The 25,499-nt window shown below is 76.5% G+C and carries 25 protein-coding genes; 19 read left to right on the top strand and 6 right to left on the bottom strand.

What is annotated here, in order from left to right:
* Positions 1-107: 107 nt before the first annotated feature.
* Entirely contained in the window at positions 108-1,364 is a 1,257-nt protein-coding gene (locus ACI79Z_RS21105; protein WP_456903821.1) for an acyl-CoA dehydrogenase family protein, read from the bottom strand.
* 166 nt (positions 1,365-1,530) lie between these two features.
* On the opposite strand from ACI79Z_RS21105, the gene ACI79Z_RS21110 reads away from it, so the two are divergent.
* Genes ACI79Z_RS21110 through ACI79Z_RS21120 form a run of 3 tightly spaced genes read left to right on the top strand, consistent with a single transcriptional unit; the run spans position 1,531 to position 3,403 of the window.
* A complete protein-coding gene (locus ACI79Z_RS21110; RefSeq protein ID WP_387992265.1) occupies positions 1,531-2,331 on the top strand; it encodes a DeoR/GlpR family DNA-binding transcription regulator in 801 nt (266 codons plus the stop codon).
* Positions 2,328-2,702, top strand: a complete 375-nt coding sequence (locus ACI79Z_RS21115) for a DUF4406 domain-containing protein (protein ID WP_456903823.1) — start codon at positions 2,328-2,330, stop codon at positions 2,700-2,702. Before ACI79Z_RS21110 ends, ACI79Z_RS21115 begins: the two co-directional genes overlap by 4 nt.
* Positions 2,699-3,403, top strand: coding sequence for an NUDIX domain-containing protein (locus ACI79Z_RS21120; protein WP_387992271.1), 705 nt, complete (start codon positions 2,699-2,701; stop codon positions 3,401-3,403). Before ACI79Z_RS21115 ends, ACI79Z_RS21120 begins: the two co-directional genes overlap by 4 nt.
* On the opposite strand, the gene ACI79Z_RS21125 is transcribed toward ACI79Z_RS21120, so the two are convergent.
* Positions 3,353-5,332: an acetoacetate--CoA ligase gene (locus tag ACI79Z_RS21125; protein ID WP_456903826.1), complete on the bottom strand. Its 1,980-nt coding sequence runs from the start codon at positions 5,330-5,332 to the stop codon at positions 3,353-3,355. The genes ACI79Z_RS21120 and ACI79Z_RS21125 overlap by 51 nt on opposite strands.
* A 173-nt stretch (positions 5,333-5,505) precedes the next feature.
* Here ACI79Z_RS21125 and ACI79Z_RS21130 point away from each other — a divergent pair, with 173 nt between their 5' ends.
* From ACI79Z_RS21130 to ACI79Z_RS21165, 8 genes are all read left to right on the top strand, one after another.
* A complete protein-coding gene (locus tag ACI79Z_RS21130; protein WP_456903828.1) occupies positions 5,506-6,459 on the top strand; it encodes a hypothetical protein in 954 nt (317 codons plus the stop codon).
* A gap of 88 nt (positions 6,460-6,547) precedes the next feature.
* Complete coding sequence (locus tag ACI79Z_RS21135; RefSeq protein ID WP_456903830.1) at positions 6,548-7,969, top strand: hypothetical protein; 1,422 nt, start codon at positions 6,548-6,550, stop codon at positions 7,967-7,969.
* Positions 7,970-8,068: 99 nt separating this feature from the next.
* Positions 8,069-8,476, top strand: a complete 408-nt coding sequence (locus ACI79Z_RS21140; RefSeq protein ID WP_456903832.1) for a DUF2237 family protein — start codon at positions 8,069-8,071, stop codon at positions 8,474-8,476.
* A 55-nt stretch (positions 8,477-8,531) separates the two neighbouring features.
* On the top strand, positions 8,532-9,026 hold the full coding sequence (locus ACI79Z_RS21145; protein ID WP_387992286.1) for a glutathione peroxidase: 495 nt from the start codon (positions 8,532-8,534) through the stop codon (positions 9,024-9,026).
* A gap of 60 nt (positions 9,027-9,086) precedes the next feature.
* A complete protein-coding gene (locus ACI79Z_RS21150; protein WP_456903834.1) occupies positions 9,087-9,803 on the top strand; it encodes a mycothiol-dependent nitroreductase Rv2466c family protein in 717 nt (238 codons plus the stop codon).
* Positions 9,804-9,871: 68 nt separating this feature from the next.
* On the top strand, positions 9,872-10,942 hold the full coding sequence (locus ACI79Z_RS21155; protein ID WP_387992292.1) for a FecCD family ABC transporter permease: 1,071 nt from the start codon (positions 9,872-9,874) through the stop codon (positions 10,940-10,942).
* Between the two features lie 10 nt (positions 10,943-10,952).
* A complete protein-coding gene (locus ACI79Z_RS21160; RefSeq protein ID WP_387992295.1) occupies positions 10,953-12,062 on the top strand; it encodes a FecCD family ABC transporter permease in 1,110 nt (369 codons plus the stop codon).
* Entirely contained in the window at positions 12,059-12,901 is an 843-nt protein-coding gene (locus ACI79Z_RS21165) for an ABC transporter ATP-binding protein (protein WP_456903837.1), read from the top strand. The genes ACI79Z_RS21160 and ACI79Z_RS21165 overlap by 4 nt, the downstream gene beginning before the upstream one ends.
* Positions 12,902-12,972: 71 nt before the next feature.
* Here ACI79Z_RS21165 and ACI79Z_RS21170 read toward each other — a convergent pair whose 3' ends face one another.
* Positions 12,973-13,911 carry a siderophore-interacting protein gene (locus tag ACI79Z_RS21170; RefSeq protein ID WP_387992301.1) on the bottom strand — a complete coding sequence of 313 codons (939 nt, stop codon included), beginning with the start codon at positions 13,909-13,911 and terminating at the stop codon, positions 12,973-12,975.
* A 112-nt stretch (positions 13,912-14,023) separates the two neighbouring features.
* Between ACI79Z_RS21170 and ACI79Z_RS21175 the strand changes: the two genes are divergently transcribed.
* Complete coding sequence (locus ACI79Z_RS21175; protein ID WP_456903840.1) at positions 14,024-15,025, top strand: ABC transporter substrate-binding protein; 1,002 nt, start codon at positions 14,024-14,026, stop codon at positions 15,023-15,025.
* On the opposite strand, the gene ACI79Z_RS21180 is transcribed toward ACI79Z_RS21175, so the two are convergent.
* Both ACI79Z_RS21180 and ACI79Z_RS21185 read right to left on the bottom strand, forming a co-directional pair.
* Complete coding sequence (locus tag ACI79Z_RS21180) at positions 14,974-16,002, bottom strand: EamA family transporter (RefSeq protein ID WP_456903842.1); 1,029 nt, start codon at positions 16,000-16,002, stop codon at positions 14,974-14,976. The genes ACI79Z_RS21175 and ACI79Z_RS21180 overlap by 52 nt on opposite strands.
* A gap of 47 nt (positions 16,003-16,049) precedes the next feature.
* Positions 16,050-16,448, bottom strand: a complete 399-nt coding sequence (locus tag ACI79Z_RS21185; protein ID WP_387992426.1) for a VOC family protein — start codon at positions 16,446-16,448, stop codon at positions 16,050-16,052.
* A 125-nt stretch (positions 16,449-16,573) separates the two neighbouring features.
* On the opposite strand from ACI79Z_RS21185, the gene ACI79Z_RS21190 reads away from it, so the two are divergent.
* The 6 genes from ACI79Z_RS21190 to ACI79Z_RS21215 all read left to right on the top strand — a co-directional run bounded on the left by ACI79Z_RS21190 (position 16,574) and on the right by ACI79Z_RS21215 (position 22,836).
* Entirely contained in the window at positions 16,574-16,933 is a 360-nt protein-coding gene (locus tag ACI79Z_RS21190; protein WP_387992310.1) for a hypothetical protein, read from the top strand.
* A 43-nt stretch (positions 16,934-16,976) separates the two neighbouring features.
* On the top strand, positions 16,977-17,759 hold the full coding sequence (locus ACI79Z_RS21195) for a thioesterase family protein (protein WP_456903845.1): 783 nt from the start codon (positions 16,977-16,979) through the stop codon (positions 17,757-17,759).
* A 70-nt stretch (positions 17,760-17,829) separates the two neighbouring features.
* Positions 17,830-18,720 (top strand): mechanosensitive ion channel family protein, encoded by an 891-nt coding sequence (locus tag ACI79Z_RS21200; RefSeq protein WP_387992316.1) that lies wholly within the window; start codon positions 17,830-17,832, stop codon positions 18,718-18,720.
* On the top strand, positions 18,717-19,214 hold the full coding sequence (locus ACI79Z_RS21205; RefSeq protein WP_456903847.1) for a hypothetical protein: 498 nt from the start codon (positions 18,717-18,719) through the stop codon (positions 19,212-19,214). The genes ACI79Z_RS21200 and ACI79Z_RS21205 overlap by 4 nt, the downstream gene beginning before the upstream one ends.
* A gap of 71 nt (positions 19,215-19,285) precedes the next feature.
* Positions 19,286-20,866, top strand: coding sequence for a carboxyl transferase domain-containing protein (locus ACI79Z_RS21210; RefSeq protein WP_456903849.1), 1,581 nt, complete (start codon positions 19,286-19,288; stop codon positions 20,864-20,866).
* Positions 20,867-20,871: 5 nt separating this feature from the next.
* On the top strand, positions 20,872-22,836 hold the full coding sequence (locus ACI79Z_RS21215; protein WP_456903852.1) for an acetyl/propionyl/methylcrotonyl-CoA carboxylase subunit alpha: 1,965 nt from the start codon (positions 20,872-20,874) through the stop codon (positions 22,834-22,836).
* Between the two features lie 107 nt (positions 22,837-22,943).
* Here the strand turns inward: ACI79Z_RS21215 and ACI79Z_RS21220 are convergent, their stop codons facing one another.
* Positions 22,944-24,083, bottom strand: a complete 1,140-nt coding sequence (locus ACI79Z_RS21220; RefSeq protein WP_456903854.1) for an ROK family transcriptional regulator — start codon at positions 24,081-24,083, stop codon at positions 22,944-22,946.
* A gap of 84 nt (positions 24,084-24,167) precedes the next feature.
* Here ACI79Z_RS21220 and ACI79Z_RS21225 point away from each other — a divergent pair, with 84 nt between their 5' ends.
* Entirely contained in the window at positions 24,168-25,481 is a 1,314-nt protein-coding gene (locus ACI79Z_RS21225; RefSeq protein ID WP_387992331.1) for a DUF1479 domain-containing protein, read from the top strand.
* Positions 25,482-25,499: the final 18 nt, after the last annotated feature.

Genomic DNA, 25,499 nt, shown 5'->3' on the forward strand with positions numbered 1-25,499 from the left:
CCACCGCACCACACCCGCCGCCCCCCCCCCCCCCCCCCCCCCCCCGCCCCCCCCCCCCGCCCCCCCCCCCCCCCCCGCCCCCCCCCCCCACCCCGGAACCGGGTGGCTCAGGTGAGCGGTGACCGGGGCAGCAGGCGGTCGCTGATGATCCGCTTCTGGATCTCGCTGGTGCCCTCGAAGATCGTGGTCAGCCGGGCGTCGCGCCAGTGCCGCTCGACCTGCCGCTCGGTGGTGTAGCCGTTGCCGCCGTGCAGCTGCATGGCCTGGTTGGTCACCTTTACCGCCATCTCGGTGGCCTCGAGCTTGACCATCGAGGCCTCCTTCTCGCAGCGCACCCCGAGGTCGACGAGGTGGGCGACCTGCCGGTAGAAGGCGCGCGACTGCTCGATCTGGGCGGCCATCTCCGCGACGGCGAAGCGCAGCGCCTGGAAGTCGCCGATCGGGTGGCCGAACTGCTCGCGCTCCTGCAGGTAGACGATCGAGTCCTCGAGCGCGGCGCGGGCCAGGCCGACGGCGCGGGCGGCGGTGTGCACCCGCGCGGTGTCGAGGAATCTCTGCGCCTGCGCCCACCCGGCACGCTCGGCCGCCTCGCCCTGCTCGTCGCTGGCCGCCGCCTGGTCGACGACGTTCCCCCGCGGGATGCGGACGCCGTCGAAGACCAGGTCCCAGGTGAGGAAACCGTGGTAGCCGATCTTGTCGATCGGGGTCCCGGTGAGCCCGGGCGGGAACGAGCCGCGCTCCTTCTCCAGCAGCAGGTTGACCAGCCCGGCGGAGCGCGACTCCCCCGGCCCGGGGTCGCGCTCCCGGACGAGGACCTGGATGAAGTCGGCGGCCTCGGCGTTGCCGCACCAGCGCTTGTGGCCGGTGACCACCCACTCGTCGCCGTCGAGGACCGCCCGGGTGGAGACGCCGGCGAGGTCGGAGCCGGCGTCGGGCTCGGACAGCGCGATCGCGCCGATCCACTCGCCCCTCGCGCTGCGGCGCAGCAGCTCCCTGCGCCGGGCGGGATCGGCCACCGCCGTCCCGAGACCCTGCGCGCGGGCGAGGATGCTCGCGCTGCTCATCCAGGCGCGGGCCAGCTCCTCGGAGACCATGCAGTACTCGAAGACGCCGAGGCCCAGGCCGCCGTGCTCGGCGGGCACCGTGATGCCGAACCAGCCGAGCTCGGCCATGCGGGCCAGCAGCGCCTCCGGCAGCAGCCCCTTCTGCGGGTCCAGCTCGTTCGCGACCGGCAGCACCTCGTCGTGGGCGAACCGGCGGGCCCGCTCCTGCAGCGCCTGGCGCTCGGGGGTGTGCCACGGCGGCAGCAGCGCGGGCGGCTGGGGCTCGAGCAGGTCGGCGGGGCGCTCCTGGGTCGACGTCATCGTCGCGGGGCCTCTCTCCGTCGTCGGTGGTCGGTCCCGGTCCACCTTGCGGGCCGCTCCCGTACCCCGCACGGCGCCCCCGCGGGAGCGTGACCGACGGCACGCCCGTCCGGGCACATCGCACAACGTCTTCACAGACCTCACATGATCCTGGTAGGAATCCGCCGTGGCCGTCCCCGACCGACTCGACGTGACGCTGCGGCTGGTGCGCAACGCCGGCCGGGCCTCGCTCGGCGACCTCGCCGCCCGCCTGGGCGTCTCCGAGATGACCGTGCGGCGCGACCTCGACGCGCTGCAGGCCCGCGGCCTCGTCGAGCGCGTCCGGGGCGGCGCGGTCGCCGTCGCGGGGCCGGAGAGCTCCGCGGGCTTCGGCGCGCGGGCCGGCTGGCAGGCCGGGCTCAAGGACCGGATCGGCCGCGCGGCCGCCGCCCTGGTCGAGCCGGGCGCGACGGTGCTGCTCGACGCCGGGACGACGACGGTGCACGTGGCCCGCGCGCTGGCCGACCGGGCGGCCGCGGGCGAGGGACCGTTCACGGTCGCCGTCGTGAGCCTGCCGGTGGCCGACGCGCTGGCCGACCGGCCGGGGATCCGCCTGCTCGTCGTCGGCGGGGAGTCCCGGCCCGGCGAGCGGAGCCTGGCCGGCCCGCTGACCGCCGCGGTGCTGCGGCAGCTCACCTTCGACGTCTTCGTCATGTCGATCGGGGCGGTGAGCGCCGCGGCCGGCTGGTCGGAGTTCACGCTCGAGGACGCCGCGGTCAAGCAGGTCGGGCTCCAGCAGGCCCGCAGCGCGTTCGTCGTCGCCGACGCCTCGAAGCTCGGCGTCCGCGCCTTCGCCTCGGTCGCCCCGCTGGACGCGGTCGGCCGCCTGGTCACGGACGCCAGCGCCCGCGACCCCCAGCTCACCCCCGCGGCGCAGGAGACCCTCGCCGCGCTCGACGACGCCGGCGTGGAGGTCGACCTCGCATGAACGGACAACCCCTGATGATCCTGGTCGCCGGCCCGTACCGCGGGGGCACCGGCGACGACCCGGAGAGGATCGCGGCCAACCACCGGGCCATCCAGCGGGCCTGCCTGGAGCTGTTCCGCGCCGGCCACCTCGCCGTCAACGGGGAGGACCTCGCGCTGCCGCTCGCCGCCCTCGCCGGGTCGACGCGGGTCGGCGACGCCGCCTTCGACGAGGTGTTCCACCCGATGGGCCGGCGGCTGGTCGCCCGCGTCGACGCCGTGCTGCGGCTGCCCGGCGCCTCGGCCGGCTCCGACGAGATGGTCGCGCTGGCCCGCGCCCACGGCGCCGCGGTCTACACCAGCGTCGACGAGGTGCCGGCGGTGGCCCGGTGACCGGCGTCCTCGGCGTCGACGTCCCCGACGCGCGGGGGCGGACCGGGCTGGACCGGGCCGGGCGCGACCTCACCGGCAACCCCGACGTCGTCGTCCGCGACGTCGAGGTGCTGTCCAGCGCCTGGTACGTGAACCGGCGGACGACGTTCGCCCGCCGCGGCCGCGACGGCGTCTGGCGCACCGAGCAGCGCGAGACCCACGACCGCGGCAACGGCGCGACGGTGCTGCTGTACGACGCCGCCCGCCGCGCCGTGCTGCTCACCCGGCAGTTCCGCTTCCCCGCCTACGTCAACGGCTCCCCCGACGGGATGCTCGTCGAGACCGCCGCCGGGCTGCTCGACGAGCAGGACGCCGAGGCCGCGGTCCGGCGCGAGGCCGAGGAGGAGCTCGGCGTCGCCGTCGGGGCGCTCGTCCGGCTGCCCGACCTGTTCATGAGCCCCGGGTCGGTGACCGAGCGGCTGGCGTTCTTCGCCGGGCCCTACACCCCGGCCGACCGGGTGTCGGCCGGGGGCGGGCTGGCCGAGGAGGGTGAGGACATCGAGGTGCTCGAGCTGCCGTTCGACGAGGCGCTGGCCATGGCCGGCGACGGCCGGATCGCCGACGCCAAGACCGTCCTGCTGCTGCAGTGGGCGGCGCTGCGCGGACCGTTCTCAGCGGGCGCCGCGCTCCCGGGCCAGGGCGACGTAGTGCTCGACCAGTGACGCGTCGTCGACCGCCCCGGGGTTGACCGCCTTCTCCGGCGGCACCCCCTGGAACAACCGCTTGAGCGGCACCTCCAGCCGCTTGCCGGTCCGGGTGTGCGGGACACCGGGGACGACGAGGATCTCGTCGGGCACGTGCCGTGGGCTGGCCGAGCTGCGGATCGCGGCCCGGATGCGGTCGGCGAGCTCGCCGGTGAGCTCGGCGCCGGGCGCCATCTGGACGAACAGCGGCATCCAGTAGCCGCCGTCGCGCTGCTCGACGCCGAGGACGACGCAGTCGGCGACCTCCGGGAAGCTCTCGACGGCGGCGTAGATGTCGGCGGTGCCCATGCGCACGCCGCCGCGGTTGAGGGTGGAGTCCGAGCGGCCGGTGATGACGCAGGTGCCGCGCTCGGTGACCTCCATCCAGTCGCCGTGCCGCCACACCCCCGGCCACGGCTCGAAGTAGGCCTCGCGGTAGCGGCTGCCGTCCGGGTCGTTCCAGAAGTACAGCGGCATCGACGGCATCGGCTCGGTGATCACCAGCTCGCCGAGCTCGCCGGTGACCGGCTCGCCGTCCTCGCCCCACGCCGCCGCGGCGACGCCGAGCATCGGCCGCTGCAGCTCCCCGGCGGTCACCGGCAGCAGCAGCGTGCTGCCGATGAAGCCGGTGGCGACGTCGGTGCCGCCGGAGACCGAGGCGAGGAAGACGTCGCGGCCGACCGCGTCGTAGACCCACTCGAACGCCGAGGCGGGCAGCGGCGAGCCGGTGGACCCGATCGTCCGCAGCGCCGACAGGTCGTGGGTCTCCCCCGGCCGGATCCCGGCCTTCTCGCACGCGACGAGGTAGCCGGCGCTCGTGCCCAGGTAGGTCAGGCGCGTGCGCGCGGCGAGGGCGAACTGCGCGTCGACCGAGGGGTACGCCGGGGCGCCGTCGTGGACGACCACGGTCGCGCCGCGCAGCAGCGCGGAGGTGGCGATGTTCCACATGATCCAGGCGGTGGAGGCGTACCAGTAGAAGCGGTCGCCGGGGCCAACGTCGCCGTGCAGGCCCAGCTGCTTGTGCTCCTCGAGGACCACGCCGCCGTGCCCGTGCACGATCCCCTTGGGCAGCCCGGTGGTGCCCGACGAGTAGACGATCCACAGCGGGTGGTCGAACGGCAGCGCCTCGAACTCGGGCTCCTGCCGGTCGGCGACGGCGTCGGCCCAGCCCAGTGCGCCGTCGGGCAGCTCGTCGGGGAACAGCCGGGGGACGGCGATCGTCGCCGTCACGGTCGGCAGGGCGGCCCGGAGCTCGGCGACGACGCCGCGCCGGTCGTAGGGCCTCCCGTTGAAGCGGTACCCGTCGACGGCGACCAGCACGGTCGGCTCGATCTGGGCGAACCGGTCGAGCACCGCGCGGGTGCCGAAGTCCGGCGCGCAGGAGGACCACACCGCCCCGATCGACGCCGCGCCGAGGAACGCGACGACCGCCTCGGGGACGTTGGGCAGGTAGCCGGCGACCCGGTCGCCGCGCCGCACGCCCAGCCGGCGCAGGGTCGCGGCGAACGCGCCGACCTGCGCGCGCAGCTCGGCCCAGGAGACCTCGACCGGCTCGGCGTCCTCCGCCACCGCGATGAGCGCGGGGTGCTGGTCGGTGGCGTGCCGCAGCGCCTGCTCCGCGTAGTTGAGGGTGGCGTCCGGGAACCACTCGGCGCCGGGCATCTCCCGCCGGGTGAGCACCCGGTCGTCGGGGACGCCGGGCAGCACGCCGGACCACGCGGCGACGTCGGCCCAGAACTGGTCGAGGTGCTCGACCGACCAGCGCCAGATCGCGTCGTAGTCGGTGGCGTCCAGGTCCAGCCCGCGGCGGGCGGCCACCTCGCGCGCGAAGGCCGCCAGCCGCGTCGCCTCCCGGACCTCCCGGGTGGGCTGCCAGAGCACCGGTGCGGGAGAGGTGTCAGCGGTCACAGCGGCACCCTGCCACTCCTCCCGCGTCCCCGGACCGGGTGGGTCGCCTCACGGGACGTGACCGTCCGGTCCCGTCTCCACCCGATCGGAGGACGGCGTTCGCCTGGCCACTTCTGTGACGGACCGGTTCCAATGAGTGAGCACTGTGTCGGACGACACCGGGGGGAGGTGCGATGGACGAGCGTTCTCCGCTGCCGTGCCGTCGCACCCGCCTGCGCCGGTGGGGCGGCCGCCTGGCGGTCCTCGCCGGGACCGCCGCCGGTATCTGGCTGGCCGGCGCGTCCACCGCCTCGGCCGACGAGCCCCCGCCCGCCGGCCTGCTGGGCGCGGTCACCGCGCCGGTGGGTCAGGTGGTCGAGTCCGTCACGCAGCCCGTCGTCGCGCCCGTCGCGGACGCGGTCACCCCTGTCGCGGACGCGGTCGCCCCTGTCGCGGACGCGGTCGCGCCCGTCCTGACGCCGGTCGCCGAGGCGGCCGCGCCGGTCACCGCGCCGCTGCGGGACGTCGTCGCGCCGGTCGGCCGGGCCCTCGAGCCGGTGACCGACGTCGTCGCGCCGGTGACGCAGGCGCTGTCCCCGGTGACCGGGGCGCTGCGGCCGGTCCTGGCGCCGGTCACCGAGGCGCTGTCGCCGGTCACCGGGGCCCTGGCGCCGGTGACCGGTGCGCTCCCGCCGGTCCCGGACGTGCCGGCCCCCGTGACCGACGTCCTCGCACCCCCGGCCGCCGGGGTGGTCGACACCCCGGCCGGCGCTCCCGCGGCCGGCGCCGGTGCGCCCGTCGTGGCCGCCCCGGTCGTCCTCGCCCCCGGCACCGACGTCGCGGGCGCGAGGGTCCCCGCCGCGGCCGAGCGGTCCGCGGACGTCACCGGTCCCGCGCCCGCCGCGGCGCCGGTCGCGGTCCCGACGCCGTCCGTGCCGGTCCCGCCGCTCGCGCCCGCCGTCCCCGCGGTGCCGGCCCTGCCGGCGTCCGCGGGCACCGCCTCCGGCACCGCCGGTGCCGACCAGCCCACCGCCGACCTCGGCGCGACCGTCCCCGTCGCGCAGCAGGCGGCCGCCGTGGCGGCCGCTGCCGAGGCCCGGGACGCCGCCGCCGGCGACCCGGTCGACCCCGCCACCTCCCCCGACTGAGGACGCGCCTCCCGGCCACGGGCCGGGCGAGCGCAGTCCCCGCCGTCCCGTCCGGGACGCGGTCCCGTCCTCAGTCAGGAGTCCTCCCATGCACCCCTGGGCCACCCGCGCCGTGCGCGTGGCACTGATGACCGGCGGCCTGCTGGCCGCCGGCACCGGTGTCGCCGCCGCGTCCGACGACCTCGACGTGACGGTGCCGGTCACCGTCACCGACAACGCGCTCGGTGTCCTCGACACCGGCACCCCGATCGGCGGGCTGGAGCTGCCCGCCGTCTCGCAGGACCTCTCCCTCGACGTGGGCCCGGTCGACGTCTCGGTGCCCGTGACGATCGGCGGCAACGACGCCTCGGTCGCCGGCGGCACCGCCACGCAGGAGCCGGCCGCGCCCGCCCCGGGCAGCACCGACCCGGCCGACGTCGTCGTGCCGGTGACCGTCGTCGGCAACGGGATCGGCGTGCTCGGCGACGCCGCCGCCGAGGGCACCGCACCTGCCGCTCCCGAGGGCGCGGTGACCGTGCCGGTCACCGTCTGCGGCAACGGCGTCGGCGTGCTGGGCGACGCGCTCGGGGGCTGCACCGCCACGGAGCCGGCTCCCGCCCCCGTCGACGGTGGCCCGCTCGGCGACCTGCTCGACGTCGACGTCCCGGTCTCCGCCTGCGGCAACGGCGTCGGCGTGCTCGGCGACGCCGCCGGGGAGTGCACCCCCGCGGTGCCGACCGGGAACCCCGGCACCGGGGCCGACGGCGGCCTGCTCGACGTCGACCTGCCGGTCACCGTCTGCGGCAACGGCGTCGGCCTGCTGGGCGACGCGGCCGGCGACTGCACCCCCGCCACCTCCGGGGACGGCAGTGGCTCCGGCGGCGACTCCGACGGCGGCCTGCTCGACGTCGACCTGCCGGTCACCGTCTGCGGCAACGGCGTCGGCCTGCTGGGCGACGCGCTCGGCGGGTGCTCCTCCGAGGGCACGGAAGGCCCCGGCGGCCCTGGTTCCGGGGACGACGGCTCCGACGGCGGCATCGACGTCGACGTGCCGGTGACCGTCTGCGGCGCGGGCCTGGGCCTGCTCGGCGACGCCCTCGGCGACTGCACGCCGCCGACCCGGCCGGTGGACCCGACCGACCCCACGGACCCGACCGACCCGGCGGACCCCACGGACCCGACCGACCCGCAGCACCCGGGCGCGCCGCAGGACTGCCCGGGCCACGGCACGGGCCACGGCACGGGCCACGGCACGGGTGACGGCACGGGTGACGGCACGGGTGACGGCACGGGCCACGACCGGGGTCACGGCCCGGGGAACGCCTGGGCCCACGGGGCCACCCGCCCGGCGTCGGCGGCCGGCTCCTGGACGGCCGGCTCCTGGACGGCGTCCGACCGCTCCGCGGGCACCGGGGAGCTCGCCTACACCGGCACCGAGACGGTCACCGCCCTCGGCGCGGCCCTGCTGGCCCTCGCACTGGGGACCGGGCTGACCCTCGCCGGCCGGCGTCGTCGCGAGGACGCCGTCTGACCGGCACCGGCTGACCGCCCTCCGCGGGCCCGGCCGGCAGCGCCGCCGGCCGGGCCCGCGGACGGGCGCGTCCGCGAGCACCTCTGCCACGATCCCGTCGTGACCGAGCCGGAGCCGGGGACCGAACGCAACGTGCTGGGCGGTCCCCTCGACCCCTGCGGCACCGAGCCGCTGACCGGCTTCTACCGCGACGGGTCCTGCCGCACGGGCCCGGACGACACGGGCAGCCACACGGTGTGCGCCGTCGTCTCCCGCGAGTTCCTCGCCCTGCAGCGCGAGCTCGGGAACGACCTCACGACCCCGCGGCCGGAGTTCGGGTTCCCCGGGCTGCGGCCCGGCGACCGCTGGTGCGTCGTCGCCACCCGCTGGCTGCAGGCCTACCGTGCCGGCGCCGCGGCCGGGGTGGTCCTCGCGGCCACGAACGCGCGGTCGCTGGAGGTCGTGCCGCTCGCCGCGCTGCGGCAGCACGCCGTCGACGTCCCCGACGACATCAGCGACCTGGAATGAGCCCGGCACCCCGCGCGCTGGTGCCGTCGACCCGCCCGGCCCGCGAGGAGCGCCCGTGACCGACCTGCTCGACCTGCCCGTCTCGACCCTCCGGGGCGAGGACACCACGCTCGGCGCGCTCACCGGCCGCCGTCCGGCCCTGGTGGTCAACGTGGCCAGCCGCTGCGGCCTGACCCCGCAGTACACCGGGCTGGAGGAGCTGCAGCGGGAGTACGGCCCGCGCGGGTTCACCGTCGTCGGCGTGCCGTGCAACCAGTTCGCCGGGCAGGAGCCGGGCAGCGCCGAGGAGATCGAGTCCTTCTGCTCGGCCACGTACGGCGTCACCTTCCCGATGACGGGGAAGGTCGACGTCAACGGCGAGGGCGCGCACCCGGTCTACCAGCGGCTCACCGAGGCCCCCGACGCCGCCGGTGAGGCCGGGCCGGTGCGGTGGAACTTCGAGAAGTTCCTGGTCGACGGCGACGGTGCGGTCGTCGCGCGGTTCCGCCCGACGACCGAGCCGGGCGCGCCGGAGGTCCGGACGGCGATCGAGGCGCTGCTCGCCGGCTGACCCGGGGCCGCTCCGGCGGCGGCGGATGCCGGGGCCGCGCCGGCGGGGCAGCATCGGGCCATGGCCGACCTGCACTTCTACTTCGACCCGGTGTGCCCGTTCGCGTGGCTGACCAGCCGGTGGGTGCGCACCGTCGCGTCCCGGCGCGAGTACGACGTCGACTGGCGGTTCATCTCGCTGCGCCTGCTCAACGCGCACGTCGACTACGACGCCCACTTCCCGCCCGAGTACGAGGCCGGCCACACCGCGGGGCTGCGACTGCTGCGCGTGGCCGCCCGCACCCGCGAGGAGCACGGCCGCGCGGCGGTGGGCACGCTCTACGAGGCCCTCGGCCGGCGGGTCTTCGAGACCGAGCCCGACCGGCCCGGCACGGCCGGCGAGCGCGGCACGCGGGCCTACCTCGAGCCGGTGCTGGAGCGCGCCGGGCTGCCGGCCGACCTCGCCGACGCCCTCGACGACGACCGCTGGGACGGCACGATCCGGGCCGAGACCGACGAGGCGCTGGCGCTCACCGGCAAGGACGTCGGGACGCCGATCCTGCACTTCGAGCCGCCCGGGGGCGTCGCCTTCTTCGGCCCGGTCATCAGCCGGCTGCCCGCCGACGACGACGCGGTCGAGCTCTGGGACGCCGTCGTCCGCCTGGCCCGCTTCCCCGGGTTCGCCGAGCTCAAGCGCAGCCTGCGCGAGCGCCCGCAGCTCCTCGCCGCGGGGGTGCAGCCGGACGAGGTCGGGGTACAGGAGGACTGGCACGGCGGGAGCCGCCGCACGAAACGGTGAGCGTGACCCGCACCGGAGCGGGTACTAAGGTGAGCCTTGCCTGATCTCGACCCGTCCGGAGCTGCCCGGTGTCCGTCCCCAGCGTCACCCGCGCTCCCGCGGCGACCCGGGCCACCCCGGCGCGCCCGGCAGGGACCGCCCGGACGCGACGCCGCGTGCTCGGCCTGGCCGGGCTCCTGGTCCTCGTGGTCGCCGCCTGCGCGGCCAGCATCGCGATCGGCACCCGCCCGCTCGGCCTGGGCACCGTGTGGGAGGTCCTCACCGACCGCTCGCTGCGGACCGAGGAGGCGGTCATCGTCTGGGACCTGCGGGTCCCGCGCACCGTGCTCGGGCTCCTGGTCGGGGCGTCGCTCGGGGTCGCCGGCGCCCTGATGCAGGGCCACACCCGCAACCCGCTGGGCGACCCCGGCCTGCTGGGCGTCACCGCCGGCGCCTCCTTCGCCGTGGTCCTGGCCATCGCGCTGCTGGGGATCAGCACGCCGTCGGGGTACGTGTGGTTCGCCTTCGCGGGGGCGCTGGCCGGGACGGTCGCCGTGTACGTCCTGGGCGCGGCCGGCCGCGGCGGGGCCACCCCGGTCACCCTCGCCCTGGCCGGCTCCACGCTGTCCGCGCTGCTGTACGCCCTCGTGCGCGCCGTGCTGGTCAGCGACTCGAACTCGCTGGACGCCTTCCGCTTCTGGGTGGTCGGCGCGCTGGCCGGCCGCGGCGCCGACATCGCCTGGCAGGTGCTGCCCTTCGTCGTCGCCGGCCTGGTGCTCGCCCTGCTCAACGCGCCCGCCCTGGACCTGCTCGGCATGGGCGAGGACGTGGCCCGCGGCCTCGGCCAGCGGGTGTGGCTGGCCCGCGCCGTCGGCCTGGTGGCCATCACGCTGCTGGCCGGCGCCGCGACGGCGGCCTGCGGGCCGATCGCCTTCGTCGGGCTGGTGGTCCCGCACGCCGTCCGGGCGTTCACCGGGCCGGCGCACCGGTGGCTGGTCCCCTGCGCGGCGCTGGCCGGGGCGTTCCTGCTGCTGACCGCCGACGTCGTCGGCCGGGTGATCGCGCGTCCCGGCGAGGTGCAGGTCGGCATCGTGCTCGCCCTGCTCGGCGGGCCGTTCTTCATCGCGCTCGTGCGCCGGCGGCGGAGCGCGACGCTGTGAGGGCCGCCGCGTGACCGCCACCGTCGACACCATCCGCGAGACGACCCCGCCCGACCCCGGCGGGCGCGCGGCCGGCCGCGCGGTCGTCCTGCGCCACGGGCCGGTGTCGGTGCGGTTCCGGTGGCGGTCGGTCGTCGTGCCGCTGGTCGCGCTGGCCGTCGTCGTGCTGCTCGGGGCGGTCGCGCTGGGCCGGGGCGACTACCCGATCGCGGTCACCGACGTGCTGCGCACGCTCGTCGGAGCCGGCGAGCAGGGCCAGCGGTTCGTCGTGCTGGAGCTGCGGGCGCCACGGGTCGTCGTCGGCGCGCTGGTCGGGCTGGCGCTCGGCGTGGCCGGCGCCCTGTTCCAGACCTTCGCGCGCAACCCCCTGGCCTCACCGGACATCCTGGGGATCACCTCGGGGGCCTCGGTGGGCGCCGTCGTCGCGATCGTCGCCACCGGCACCTCGTCGGCCGGCGCGGTCCTCGGCGGCGTCGGCGTCCCGCTCGCGGCCCTCGCCGGGGCGCTGGGGGCCGGGCTGCTGCTGTTCCTGCTGGCCTACCGGTCCGGCGTCGACGGCTACCGGCTGGTCCTCGTCGGCGTCGCGGTGTCCTCGATCTCGCTGGCGGTGGTCGACTGGCTGCTCACCCGGGCGGCCATCTACGACGCCGCGGCCGCCTACGTCTGGATCGTCGGCTCGCTCAACGCCCGCACCTGGGGCCAGGCCGTGCCGCTGGCCGTGGCCCTCGCGGTGCTGGTGCCGCTGGCCCTCGCGGCGGGGCGGGTGCTCGGCGTGCTGCAGTTCGGTGACGACACCGCGCGCGGGCTGGGCGTCCGCCTGGCCGCGGCGCAGGCCGCCGTCGTCCTCGTCGCGGTCGTGCTGGTCGCCGCGTCGGTCTCGGCGGCCGGGCCGATCACGTTCGTCGCGCTGGTCGTCCCGCAGATCGCCGTCCGGCTGACCGGCGGCTCGCGCCCGCCCCTGCTGGCCTCGGGCCTGCTCGGCGCGGCGCTGGTCGTGCTGGCCGACCTGCTCACGCGCACCGTCCTGCCCGAGGCCCTGCCGGTGGGCATCCTCACCGCCGTCGTCGGCGCCCCGTACCTGCTCTGGCTGCTCGTCCGCGGGAGGCGGACCATCGCATGACGACTCCCACCACCGACGCGCCCCCGGTGCCCGCCGCCGCCGGCGAGGGCCGGGTGCGCCTGGCGGCCGAGGGGCTGCGCCTGGCCTACGACGACCGCGTCGTCGTCGACGGGCTGGACCTCGCGCTCACCGACGGCTCGTTCACCGCCGTCGTCGGGCCGAACGGCTGCGGCAAGTCCACGCTGCTGCGGGCGCTGGGCCGGCTGCTGCGCCCGGCGGCGGGTCAGGTGCTGCTCGACGGCCGGGCGATCGCCAGGACGCCGACCCGCGAGGTCGCCCGCGTACTCGGGCTGCTGCCGCAGACGCCGGTGGCCCCCTCGGGGCTCACCGTCGCCGACCTCGTGGCCCGCGGCCGCCACCCGCACCAGAGCTGGCTGCGGCAGTGGTCGACCGAGGACGAGGCGGTCGTCGCCGAGGCGCTGACCTGGACCGACATGGGCGACCTCGCCGACCGTCCGGTGGACGAGCTCTCCGGCGGCCAGCGGCAGCGGGCCTGGATCTCCATGGCGCTCGCCCAGGGCACCGACCTGATCCTGCTCGACGAGCCGACGACCTACCTGGACCTGTCGCACCAGATCGACGTCCTGGAGCTCGTGGCGCGGCTGCACGCCGAGCGGGGACGGACGGTCGTCGTCGTGCTGCACGACCTCAACCTCGCCGCCCGCTACGCGCAGCGGCTGGTGGCCATGCGCGACGGCGTCCTGGTCTCCTCCGGCACGCCGCACGAGGTGCTCACCGAGCAACTGCTCGCCGACGTCTTCGACCTCGAGGCCCGCGTGGTGCCCGACCCGGTGGCCGGCACCCCGATGGTCGTCCCGGTCCGACGGCTCCCCCGGTGAGCTGATGGAACGGCCCCGCTGCAGGGGCCCGCCGCGAGCGTGCGAGCGGTGGGGGGCAGCGGGGTCCTCCCTCAGTTCTCGGCGCGGCCCTCGCGCCAGTAGCCCATGAAGGCCACCGAGCGCCGGTCGACGCCGAGGTCGCCGACCAGGCGGCGGCGCAGCTGCTTGACCATCCCGGCCTCGCCGGCCAGCCAGGCGTAGCAGCCCGCCCCGGCCGCGGGGTCCTCGGGGACCTCCCACAGCAGGCCGGTGTCGAGGTCGACGTCCTCGGGGGTGGGCGCCGGCGCGGCGCAGATCCCCAGGTCCACCAGCGCGGCGTGCACCGCGGGTACCAGCAGCTCGCCGCGGGGGCGGTCGGCGCGGGCCAGCCAGCGCACCTGCACGCCCTCGGGCAGCCGCAGGTCCTGCAGGTCCCCGGCCTCGGGCACCTCGAGGACGGCGACGGCGCGGCGGCCGGGCGGCAGCGCCTCGAGGATCGCGCCGACGGCGGGCACCGCGGTCTCGTCGCCGGCGAGCAGCAGGCAGGAGGCCGTGGCCGGCGGTGCCCACTCGACGCCCCACGCGCGGCCGCGGCCGGGACGGTCGGGGCCCATGAGCACCATCGGGTCGCCCGGGCGGGCCTGCGCGGCCCAAGTGGCGGCCGGGCCGGCGTGCCCGTCGGCGACACCGTGCAGGACGACGTCGAGGTCGACCTCGGACCGCTCGGGGCGGGCCGCGCGCACGGTGTAGGTGCGCAGGACCGGGCGCCGCTCCTCGGCCAGCGCGCAGTAGGCGGGGTACCACTCGGCGCCGGCGGCCTGCAGCTCGGCCAGCGCGGTCGGGTCGGGGGCGAGGACGAGCTTGACCCGCTGGTCGTCCCCGGCCACGCCGAAGCCCTCGAGCTGCGGGCCGGTGAGCGTGATCCGCACCATCGACGGACCGAGGGAGCGGACGCGGGCGACGACGGTCTCGAAGAACAGCCACTGCGGCAGCTCGGCCACCGCCGCTGCCGGGGCCTCGGTCGTCGTCACGCGGGTCTCCGCTCCGCTCGGGGACGGCCCCTGCGGACCGCTTGTAAGGCAAGGCTAACCTCCCCTCGCCCGCAGGGGGAAGCCCCCTGCCCGAACCGGAGGAGGACCCCCGGTGTCCCGACCCCCGCGCCTGCTCGGCGCCTCCCTCGCGCTGGCGGCCCTGCTCGCCGCGAGCGCCTGCGCCGGATCCGGCACCGACGACGAGGCGGAGGCCGCGACGGGAGGCTGGTCGTTCACCGACGACGTCGGCACCACCGTCGAGCTCGACGCCGCGCCGGAGCGGGTGGCCGGCCTGAACGACGTCGCGTCGTCGCTGTGGAACCTCGGCATCGAGCCGGTGGCCACCTTCGGCCAGACCTCGGCCGCCGACGACGTCCAGTTCGAGGGCCGCGACCTCGACGGCGTGGAGATCGCCGGCGAGAGCTACGGGCAGATCGACCTCGAGGCGCTGGCCGCCGCCGACCCCGACCTGATCGTCACCACCGTCTACCCGGTGGACTCCGAGGGGACGCTGGACGACACCCAGCCCCTGTACGGCTTCGAGTCGCTGGAGCAGCAGGAGCAGGTCGCGCGGATCGCGCCGGTCGTGGCGATCGCCTGGCGCGGCTCGGCCGCCGACGTCATCGAGCGCACCGCCGAGCTCGCGGAGGCCCTCGGTGCGGACGTGGACGGCGACGAGGTCAGCGCGGCCCGGCAGGACTACGAGGACGCCTCCGCGGCGCTCACCGAGGCCGCGTCCTCCGGGGTCACCGTGCTGCCGGTGGCCGCCTACCCGGACGAGGGCTTCTACATGGCGAAGGCCCACGACGACCCGTCGCTGCGCCTGTACCAGGACCTCGGCGTGCAGTTCGTCGACCCGGGCGGCGACGGCTACTTCTGGCAGACCGCGAGCTGGGAGCAGGTGCCGCAGTACCGCAGCGACGTGATCCTCTACTCGCTGCGCGGCGCGATGACCCCCGAGGAGATGGCCGGCCAGCCGACCTACGGCCTGCTGCCGGCCGCGCAGGCGCAGCAGGTGCACCCGTGGGAGTACGTCGGCATGGACTACGCCGCCCAGGCCCGCTACATGGAGCGCCTGGCCGGCTGGCTGGCCGACTCCGACAAGGTGTCCTGAGGCGCGAGCGGCGCCGGCGCCTCGGGGACGGGCGCCGGCGCCGGGGCCGGCCGCGCGGCGGTGCGGGCGGTCTGGGCGAGCGCGATGCCGCCGAGCACCACCAACCCGCCGGCCACCTGCCAGCCGGTGAGCACCTGCTCCACCCACAGCCAGGCGACCACCGAGGCGAACACCGGCTCGACGGTGGCGACCAGCCCGGCCGTCGTCGGCGGCAGGTGGCGCAGCGCGGCGATCGACAGCCAGAACGGCGTGATCGCCCCGAGGACGACGATCCAGGCCACGAGCACCCACAGCGGCAGCTGCGCGGAGCCGAGCGAGACCGGCACCCGCTCCCCCAGCACGCCGGCGTCGAACGACGCGGTGAACGGGGCGACGACCGCCCAGAACAGCGCGGCGGCGACGAACGTCCAGGTGGTGAGCGCGACCGGGTCGCGGGTGGCCGTCCCGCGCTCGCCCATGAGGTAGTAGGTCGCCAGGCACACGGCGGCGGCCAGGCCCGCGGCGACGCCGAGCGGGTCCAGCGAGCCGCCGCCCTCCCACACCTGCGCGACGAGGACCAGCCCCGACAGCGACAGCGCCAGCGCCACCCAGATCCGGGGGCGCACGGGTTCCCGGCGCACCAGCCGGACCCACAGCGCGATCCCGACCGGCGCGGTCATCTCGAAGACCAGCGCGATGCCGACGGGCAGCCGGCCGATGGCCACGTAGTAGAGGAACTGCGTGAGCGCGACGCCGACCACGCCGAACACCGCGAGGAAGGGCACCTCGCGCCAGGTGAGCCGCAGCCGCCGCGGGGAGACGAGCGCCAGCGCGGCCAGCAGGCCGACCGCCGCCCCGCCGCAGCGCATCGCCGTCAGCCAGGTGGGCGGGACGCCGGCCTGCAGCGCGAGCGTGGAGACGGTGCCGTTGACGGCGAACAGCCCCGCCGCCGCCACGGTGGTCAGGTAGCCGATGGCTGGGCGGCGGGTGTGCGGCACCCGTCCGAGCGTAGTGGTCGTCGAGTCGTACGCCACCTACCGACGCGTCACTGGGCGTACGCCGGGTCCATCCACACGACCTCCCAGACGTGGCCGTCCGGGTCGGTGAAGCTCGAGCCGTACAGGAATCCGTGGTCCTGCGGCGGCATCCACTTGTCCCCGCCGGCACCGAGGGCCCGCTCGACCATCGCGTCGACCTCCTCGCGGCTGTCGCACGACAGCGCGTACAGCGCCGCCGTCCCCTGCCGCGGGTCGGCGATCCGCGTGCCCTCGGGGACGAAGCCGGCCATCTTCCCGCGGCTCAGCAGCTGCAGGCGGATCGTGTCGCTGACGACCACCGAGACCGACTCCTCGTCGCTGAACTGCTCGTCCACCGTGAACCCGAGGGCGGTGTAGAAGGCCCGGCCGGCCGCCACGTCGGCCACCGGCAGGTTGAGGAAGACCATGCGCACGGTCGCGCTCCCGTCGTCCGGGGCCCTCGGCCCGGGCCCGTCGAGGGGGGAGACGGCGCGGCCGGGCGGAACTCATCGGCCGCGCGTGGCTCCCGGGGAGGGCGGGCACCCTCGACGGCGTGACCGAACCCCGCCCCCCGTGGTCCCGACGGCGCCGCCGCCTGCTCCTCTGGCTGGGCGCGGGGGCCGTCGTCGGCGGGGTCGGGGCGCTCGTGCTGCCCGCGGAGTTCGGTGTCACCGCGGCCTACCTCGGGGCGCTGTGCGCGTTCCTGCTGGTCGCGGCGGCGGTGGTCTTCGTCGCCTTCCCCGGGCCGGACACCGCCGGCGCGCTGCTGCGGTCGACGCCGGTGGCCGGCGCGGTCCTCGTGGTGGGGGTCCTGATCTCGCTGTCGGCGGAGGGGCAGCCGCTGTGGTGGGTGGCCGCGGGAGTGGGCGCGGTGTGGCTGGTCTCCGCGCTGTGGCTGGCCCGCTCCGGCTGACCCGCGGGAGGGCCCCGACTCCGGCCGGGCGAGACTGCGGGACGTGCACCTGCCCTCCGCCTGCTACCTCCCGGACGGCGACGGCTACGTCGCGACCGCGCTGACCATCGGGCCGTGGGACCCGGGCCTCCAGCACGCCGGGCCACCGGCGGCGCTGCTCGCCCGCGAGGTCGAGCGCACCGGCGGCATCCCCGGCGGGCAGACGGTGCGGCTGGCCTACGACGTCCTCGGGCCGGTGCCGGTGGGACCGGTGCGGGTGGAGGCGCGGGTGCTGCGCCCGGGCCAGCGGATCGAGCTGGTGGAGGCCACGCTCACCGCGGGCGGGCGCACGGCGATGCGGGTGACCGCCTGGCGGATGCGCAGCCGCGACGCGGCGGACACCGCCACGCCCCCGCAGCCGGCCGCCGTCGGCCCGGAGGACGCCCGCCCGGCGGTGTTCGACGTGTTCCGCGAGGAGGTCGCCTACCACCGCGCGCTGGACTGGCGGGAGGCGTCGGGCTCGCTCACCGGCACCGGGCCGGCCGCGGCCTGGACCCGGCCGCTGTGCGCGCTGGTCGAGGGCGAGCCGATGACGCCGCTGGAGCACCTGCTGGTCATGACCGACGCGGCCAGCGGCATCTCCGCCGAGCTCCCGTGGGACCGGGCGACCTTCGCCAACGTCGACCTCGTCGTCGCGCTGTTCCGGCAGCCGGCGGGCGAGTGGCTGGGCATGGACGCGACGACGACGATCGGGCCCGGCGGCGTCGGGCAGTGCGCGGCCGAGCTGCACGACACCACGGGGCGGATCGGCCGCTCGGTCGCCTCGCTGTTCGTCGAGCCGAGGTAGCGGCAACTCCGAGCCGCACCGGGTTGGATGGGCACCGACCCCCACGAGCCACCGGAGGACCGGATCCCGCATGGCACCGTTCACCGACCTGCTCGACTGGCTGGCCGGCCGCGGCCTGGAGATCGTGCTGATCATCCTGGGCTCGGTCCTGGTGGCCCGGTTCGTCAGCTGGGTGGGCGACCGGATCACCAGCCGCATCGACGCCCGCTCCACCGGGGGTGACGTGCTGGTCCGCTCCGAGGCGGCCAAGCACCGGCACTCGCTCACCCAGGTCGTCACCTGGACGCTCATCGTGATGGTCTACGCGGTGGCGGCGTTCTACGTGCTCGACCGCCTCGGCGTGCCGGTCACCGGCCTGGTCGCCCCGGCCACCGTGCTCGGCGTGGGGCTCGGCTTCGGCGCGCAGCGGATCGTCGGCGACGTCCTGGCCGGGTTCTTCCTCATCACCGAGCGGCAGTACGGCTTCGGCGACGTCGTCTCGATCCAGGTGGTCGGCGGCGGCGACCCGGCCGACGGCACCGTCGAGGACGTCACGCTGCGGATCACCCGGCTGCGCTCGGCCGACGGCGAGGTGGTCACCATCCCGAACGGGCAGATCGTCAAGGTGGTCAACCTGTCCCGCGACTGGGCGCGCGCGGTGGTCGACGTCCCGGTGCCGACGACGGCCGACGTCACGCGGGTCAACGAGATCCTCCGCGAGGTGGGCCGGCAGGCCTTCGCCGACCCCGACCTGCGCCGCCTGCTGCTCGACGAGCCGAGCGTGATGGGCGTCGAGAGCATCGACCTCGAGCAGGTCAACGTGCGGGTGGTCGCCCGCACGCTGCCCGGCCGGCAGTTCGAGGTGAGCCGCGACCTGCGCGCCCGGATCGTGCTGGCCTTCGGCCACGCCGGCCTCAACGTGACCCCGGAGCCGGCACCCGCACCGGCGCCCGCCCCGGTCCGGCAGGGGGCGCAGCAGTGACCGTCCCGGGCGCGCCGCGTCCCGAGGAGACGGGCGGCGGCGACCCCGCCGGCCGCGGCCGCTTCGGCCTGTCGAACGTCTTCCGCCGCTCACCCGGGCACATCGGCCGGGCGCGCACCTCCACGCTGGTGCTGGCCGCGCTCTTCGTGGGCCTGGGCGTGCTCTACCTGTACGTGAAGCCGCCGGACCCGGCGACCGTCCCGGCCGGCGGCACGACGGAGGTCACCACCCCGGCGCCCGCGCCCGCGCCGGAGACGACGGCACCCCCGACGACTCCCGAGCCGGAGCCGACGACGCCGGAGGAGACGACGACGCCCGAGGAGACGACGGCGCCGACGCCGGGCCCGACGACCACCGCGCCGGCTCCCCCGACCCTGCCGACGACGGCCACCCCGCGGACGACGGAGCCCGCGACGGAGACGCCGACGACGCAGCAGCCGCCGTCCCCCGCCGAGGAGCCCCCGCCGACGACGGACACCACCCCGACCACCTGACGCGGCGCGTGGACAGCCGATGTGAACGACGGTTAACGTCCGGGGCGGAGATCCCACACAGGAGGCACAACATGGCGGTGGCCGCGCCGGAGTCGTCGCGCGCCCGGCACGAGGACCTGGTCGCCGAGCTGCGCGAGCGGCTGGCCCGGCGCGCGCTCGGCGGCTCCGAGGCCGCCCGCGCCCGGCACGTCGAGCGCGGCAAGCTGCTCCCCCGCGACCGCGTCGCGCACCTGCTCGACCCCGGCAGCCCGTTCCTCGAGCTCTCGCCGCTGGCCGCCGAGGACATGTACGACGGCGACTCCCCCGGCGCCGGGATCATCACCGGCGTCGGCCGGGTCGCGGGCCGCCCGTGCGTCGTCGTCGCCAACGACGCCACGGTCAAGGGCGGCACCTACTACCCGGTGACGGTGAAGAAGCACCTGCGGGCGCAGGAGGTGGCGCTGCAGAACCGGCTGCCGTGCGTCTACCTCGTCGACTCCGGCGGCGCGTTCCTGCCGATGCAGGACGAGGTCTTCCCCGACCGCGAGCACTTCGGCCGGATCTTCTTCAACCAGGCCACGATGAGCGCCCGCGGCATCCCGCAGGTGGCCGCCGTCCTCGGCTCCTGCACCGCCGGCGGCGCGTACGTGCCGGCGATGGCCGACGAGTCGGTGATCGTCCGCGAGCAGGGCACGATCTTCCTGGGCGGGCCGCCGCTGGTGAAGGCCGCCACCGGCGAGGTGGTCAGCGCCGAGGACCTCGGCGGCGGCGACCTGCACAGCCGCGTCTCCGGCGTCACCGACCACCTGGCCGACGACGACGAGCACGCGCTGGAGATCGTCCGCGGCATCGTGTCCACGCTGGCCCCGCCCGCGCCGCCGGCCTGGGAGGTGGCCCCGCCGCGGGACGCCGTCCGCCCGCAGACCGACCTCTACGACCTGGTGCCGGTCGACCCCCGCACGCCCTACGACGTCCGCGACGTCGTCACCACGCTGGTCGACGGCGGCGAGCACCAGGAGTTCAAGGCCCTCTACGGGCCCACCCTGGTGACCACCTTCGCCCGGCTGCACGGGCACCCGGTCGGCATCGTCGCCAACAACGGCGTGCTGTTCGGGGAGTCCGCGCTCAAGGGTGCGCACTTCGTCCAGTTGTGCGACCAGCGGCGCATCCCGCTGCTGTTCCTGCAGAACATCACCGGGTTCATGGTCGGCCGCGACTACGAGGCCGGCGGCATCGCCAAGCACGGCGCCAAGATGGTCACCGCCGTCGCCTGCGCCCGGGTGCCCAAGCTGACCGTCGTCATCGGCGGGTCCTACGGCGCGGGCAACTACTCGATGTGCGGCCGGGCCTACTCCCCCCGCTTCCTGTGGATGTGGCCCAACGCCCGCATCTCGGTGATGGGCGGCGAGCAGGCCGCGTCGGTGCTGGCCACCGTCCGCCGCGACGGGCTGGCCGCCCGCGGCACCGACTGGCCCGCCGAGGAGGAGGAGGCGTTCAAGGCGCCGATCCGCGGCCAGTACGAGGCCCAGGGCAACCCCTACTACTCGACGGCGCGGCTGTGGGACGACGGCGTCCTCGACCCCGCCGACACCCGCACCGTCCTCGGCCTGGCGCTGTCCGCGTGCGCGCAGGCCCCCCTCGACGACGTCGCCTACGGCGTCTTCCGGATGTGACCGCCGTGTTCGACACCGTCCTCGTCGCCAACCGGGGCGAGATCGCCGTCCGCGTCGTCCGGACGCTGCGCCGGCTCGGCATCCGCTCGGTCGCCGTCTACAGCGACGCCGACGCCGGCGCCCCGCACGTCCGCGCCGCCGACGTCGCCTACCGGCTCGGCCCCGCCCCGGCCGCGGAGAGCTACCTGTCGGTGGAGCGCGTGGTCGAGGCGTGCCTCGCCACCGGCGCGCAGGCCGTGCACCCCGGCTACGGCTTCCTCTCGGAGAACCCGGCCCTGGCCGCCGCGCTGGCCGACGCCGGCGTCGTGTTCGTCGGCCCGCCGGCCGAGGCGATCCGGGTGATGGGCGACAAGATCACCGCCAAGAAGACCGTGGTCGCCTCGGGCGTGCCGGTCGTCCCCGGCATCGCCGAGCCCGGCCTCACCGACGACGACCTGGTGGCCGCCGCCCCCGGGATCGGGTTCCCGGTGCTGGTCAAGCCCTCGGCGGGCGGCGGCGGCAAGGGCATGCGGGTGGTCGAGGACGCCGCCGGCCTGCCCGCGGCGCTGGCGTCGGCCCGCCGGGAGGCGCGTGCGGCGTTCGGCGACGACACGCTGTTCCTCGAGCGGTTCGTGCAGCGGCCGCGGCACGTCGAGGTGCAGGTGCTCGCCGACGCGCACGGCGCGGTCGTGCACCTCGGCGAGCGCGAGTGCAGCCTGCAGCGGCGGCACCAGAAGGTGGTCGAGGAGGCGCCGTCGCCGCTGCTGGACGCGGCCACCCGCGAGCGGATCGGCGCGGCGGCCTGCGCCACCGCCCGCAGCGTCGGCTACACCGGCGCGGGCACCGTGGAGTTCATCGTGTCGGCCGACCGGCCCGACGAGTTCTTCTTCATGGAGATGAACACCCGGCTGCAGGTCGAGCACCCGGTCACCGAGCTGGTCACCGGCCTGGACCTGGTCGAGCAGCAGCTGCGGGTGGCGGCCGGGGAGCCGCTGCCGTTCACCCAGGACGACGTCGCGCTGACCGGCTGGGCGGTCGAGGCGCGGGTCTACGCCGAGGACCCCGCCCGCGGCTTCCTGCCCACCGGCGGGCGGGTGCTGGCGCTGGCCGAGCCCGCCGGCGCCCGCGTGGACTCCGGTGTCGCCGCCGGCACCGTCGTCGGCTCGGACTACGACCCGATGCTGGCCAAGGTGGTCGCCGCCGGCCCCGACCGCGCCACGGCACTGGCCGCGCTGGACCGGGCGCTCGCGGAGACCGCGGTGCTCGGCGTGACCACCAACGTCGGGTTCGTGCGGTCGCTGCTCGCCGAGCCCGCGGTCCGCGCCGGGGACCTGGACACCGCGCTGCTCGACCGGTTCGCCGCCGCCTGGGAGCCGCCCGCCGTCCCCGACGACGCCGTCCTCGCCGCCGCCGCGCACGTGTGGCTGGCCGCCTGGGCCGCCGCCGACCCGGCCGACCCGTGGAGCGCGCCCACCGGCTTCCGCGCCGGCGCGCCGTCCGCGCCGTTCGTCGTCCGGCTGGAGGCCGGCGGCCGGCAGCGGACGGTGACGCTGACCGGCACGCCCGCCGCCGCGCGCGCCGGCCTCGACGGCGCCGACGCCGGGCCGCTGAGCTGCGCGCCCGAGGACGGCGGCCTGGCGCTGGTGCGCGCGGGCGTGCGGTCGCACTGCCGGGTGGCCGAGGACGGCGACGCGCTGTTCGTGCACGCCGGCGGCGCCGACTGGCCGCTGCGCCGGGCCCGGCGGCCGGTGCTGCGGCCGGACGCCGCCGCGCACGCCCCCGAGCTGACCAGCCCGATGCCCGGCACGGTGATCGCCACCCCGGCGTCCGGCGGGCAGCCGGTCGGCGCGGGCGACCCGGTGGTCGTCGTCGAGGCGATGAAGATGGAGCACACGCTGCGCGCCCCGGCCGACGGCGTCGTCGACCTGCTCGTCGCCCCCGGCGACCGCGTCGCCCTCGACCAGGTGCTGGCCCGGCTCACCCCGGCCTGAGTTCCGCGGCCAGGGGTGCGCCGGGTCGGGAGGTCCCGACTGCGTGCCGCCCGGGACCGCGACGGGCCGCGACGGGGACCAGCCCGGCACGGGTCGCTCGATCGGCCCTACGCGGGCACCGGCCGCGACGCCAGGATGGAGGTCCGGAGATCGTCCAGGGCACGGTGCCGGGCGCCGGCCAGCGACGGTTCCGCCGTGGCCCGGGCGACCTGGAGCGGCACGCCCCGCGGCTGGTGTGCCAGCGCCTCCGACACGGCCCTCACGACGGCGGGACGCGGGCCCCACGTACCACCGAGGACGATGAGCCGGGGGTCGGTGAGCGCGACGACGGCCCCGAGTACGCCGCAGATCGCCTCCGCCAGGGCGGCGAGCACGCGGCCCGGCCGGTCACCGGGAGCGTCGACCACGCCCAGCAGGGCGTCGACGTCGACGGCGGTGGAGTCCGGCCGGCGCAGCTGCAGCTCGGCGAAGACCTCGGTGAAGGCGACGGCGCGGCCGTCGGGGCTGCGAGTGAGCACGTGGGCGATCTCGCCGGCGAGGCCGCCGTGCCCGCGGCGGACCTCGCCGTCGGCGACGACGGCGCAGCCGAGTCCCTCACCCAGGTACAGGTACGCGAAGTCCTCGAGCTCCCCCGGGGCCGCGGCCGCGCGCTCGGCGCGGGCGGCCCAGTTGACGTCGTTGTCCACGGTCACCGGCCCGGCGACCAGCGGGGCGAGGACCTCGACCGGGGAGAGCTCACCGACCAGGAACGGCGCGTCCGGCAGGTGCACCAGCCGGCCCGAGCCCCGGTCGACCGGGTCGGCGGCGCTGACCACGGCCGACCGGGCCGGGCCCGGGCCGCCGTCCACGGCGCGGCGGGCCGCCGCCCGCAGCGCCCGAGCCACCTGGTCCGGCTGCGCGGGGCGGCCGACCGCCTCGGCCTCCCGGGCGACGACCCGGCCGTGGACGTCGACGGCCTCGGCGACGACACCCTCCGGGGCGATGCCGAGGACCAGGGCGACCCCGAGGTCGCCGGCGAGCGCGTAGTACGTGCCGATCCGGCCGCGGCCGGTGGTGCGCTCACCGGTGTCGCGCAGCAGCCCCGCCTCGGTCAGCCGGCGCACGCTCTCGCCGACGGTGGGCTTGGAGATGCCGGTGCGGGCGGCGATCTCGGCGCGGGTCAGCCGGCCCCGGTCGATCAGCGCGCGGAGGACGTGCTCGTCGGTCAGCGAGCGGAGCAGCTCCAGCGACGGCTTGGCCGGGGTCATGCGGACGAGTCTAGTAAGGACTGTTGCCTGGAACGCGCGGCTGCTCTAGGGTCCCACTCAAGTAAGGAGTCCTTCCTGAACGGAGTGAGCACCGTGACCCTCACCGCCTCCCCCACCCCGTACGCGCGGCACCTGCCGCCGCTGCCGCACTGGGAGACCCCCCCGGAGGACCTGAAGGCCGCGATCCGGGAGATCAAGCCGGCGCTGCGGGCGCGCATCGCCGCCTCCGGTCGCACGGTGGAGGAGGTCTTCGCCGTCGTCGAGGCCCGCATCGCCGCCGCGGTCGCCGAGATCGAGGCGGCGAAGGCGCGCGGTGAGCAGATCTGGCCGGTTCTCGACTACGCCGACATCGAGGCGGGCACGGTCTCCGCCGACGAGCTCGCGACGCTCCGCCGCCGCGGCTGCCTGGTCGTCCGCGGGCACTTCCCCCGCGAGCAGGCGCTGGCCTGGGACGCCGGCATCGTCGACTACGTCGAGAGCAACCGCTTCTTCGAGGACTACCGCGGCCCGGGCGACGACTTCTTCGGCAGCGTCGGCTCCAAGCCCGAGATCTACCCCGTCTACTGGTCCCCGCCCCAGATGGAGGCCCGGCAGAGCGACCGCATGGCCCGGGTGCAGGGCTTCCTCAACGCGCTGTGGACGTCCGAGTCCGACGGCGTCCGGTGGTTCGACCCGGACCGCGACTCGCTCTACCCCGACCGCATCCGCCGCCGCCCGCCGGGCGCGGACTCCGGCGGCCTGGGCACCCACCTCGACCCCGGCACGCTCGACCTGTGGATGACCGAGGCCTACCAGAAGGCCTTCCGGCACCTGTTCGACGGCACCGTCGAGGCCTACGACCCGTACGACGCCGCCTACCGCACCGCCGGCCCGCAGTACCCCGGCTCCACCATGTGCTCGGCGTTCCGCACCTTCCAGGGGTGGACCGCGCTGTCGGACATGGACCACGACCAGGGCGTGCTGCACACCGTGCCGATCCCCGAGGCGATGGCCTACCTGATGCTGCGCCCGCTGCTGCCCGACGTCCCCGACGACGACATGTGCGGCGTCACCACCAACCAGGTCTTCCCGGCCAGCGAGAAGTGGCACTCCCTGCTGCTGCGCGCCGCCAGCGGCATCCCCGACGTCCGCGCCGGCGACTCCGTCTGGTGGCACTGCGACATGATCCACTCGGTCGCCCCGGTCACCGACCAGCAGGGATGGGGCAACGTCATGTACGTCCCCGCCGCCCCCTGGTGCCCGCGCAACGAGGCCTACGCCGCCTCCGTGCGCGACGCGTTCCTCACCGGCTCCAGCCCCACCGACTTCCCCGCCGAGCACTACGAGCGCACCTGGGCGAACCGGTTCACCCCCGACCAGCTCAACGACACCGGCCGGCGCGGGCTCGGCCTCGCCTGACCCACCCCCGCCCGAGCC

The organism is Geodermatophilus sp. SYSU D00663 (assembly GCF_054050655.1).

Coding starts and splice junctions, on each gene's coding strand:
- ACI79Z_RS21105 (WP_456903821.1), bottom strand. CDS start 1,364: ATGACGTCGACCCAGGAGCGCCCCGCCGACCTGCTCGAGCCCCAGCCG.
- ACI79Z_RS21115 (WP_456903823.1), top strand. CDS start 2,328: ATGAACGGACAACCCCTGATGATCCTGGTCGCCGGCCCGTACCGCGGG.
- ACI79Z_RS21130 (WP_456903828.1), top strand. CDS start 5,506: ATGGACGAGCGTTCTCCGCTGCCGTGCCGTCGCACCCGCCTGCGCCGG.
- ACI79Z_RS21135 (WP_456903830.1), top strand. CDS start 6,548: ATGCACCCCTGGGCCACCCGCGCCGTGCGCGTGGCACTGATGACCGGC.
- ACI79Z_RS21150 (WP_456903834.1), top strand. CDS start 9,087: ATGGCCGACCTGCACTTCTACTTCGACCCGGTGTGCCCGTTCGCGTGG.
- ACI79Z_RS21165 (WP_456903837.1), top strand. CDS start 12,059: ATGACGACTCCCACCACCGACGCGCCCCCGGTGCCCGCCGCCGCCGGC.
- ACI79Z_RS21185 (WP_387992426.1), bottom strand. CDS start 16,448: ATGGTCTTCCTCAACCTGCCGGTGGCCGACGTGGCGGCCGGCCGGGCC.
- ACI79Z_RS21200 (WP_387992316.1), top strand. CDS start 17,830: ATGGCACCGTTCACCGACCTGCTCGACTGGCTGGCCGGCCGCGGCCTG.
- ACI79Z_RS21210 (WP_456903849.1), top strand. CDS start 19,286: ATGGCGGTGGCCGCGCCGGAGTCGTCGCGCGCCCGGCACGAGGACCTG.
- ACI79Z_RS21220 (WP_456903854.1), bottom strand. CDS start 24,083: ATGACCCCGGCCAAGCCGTCGCTGGAGCTGCTCCGCTCGCTGACCGAC.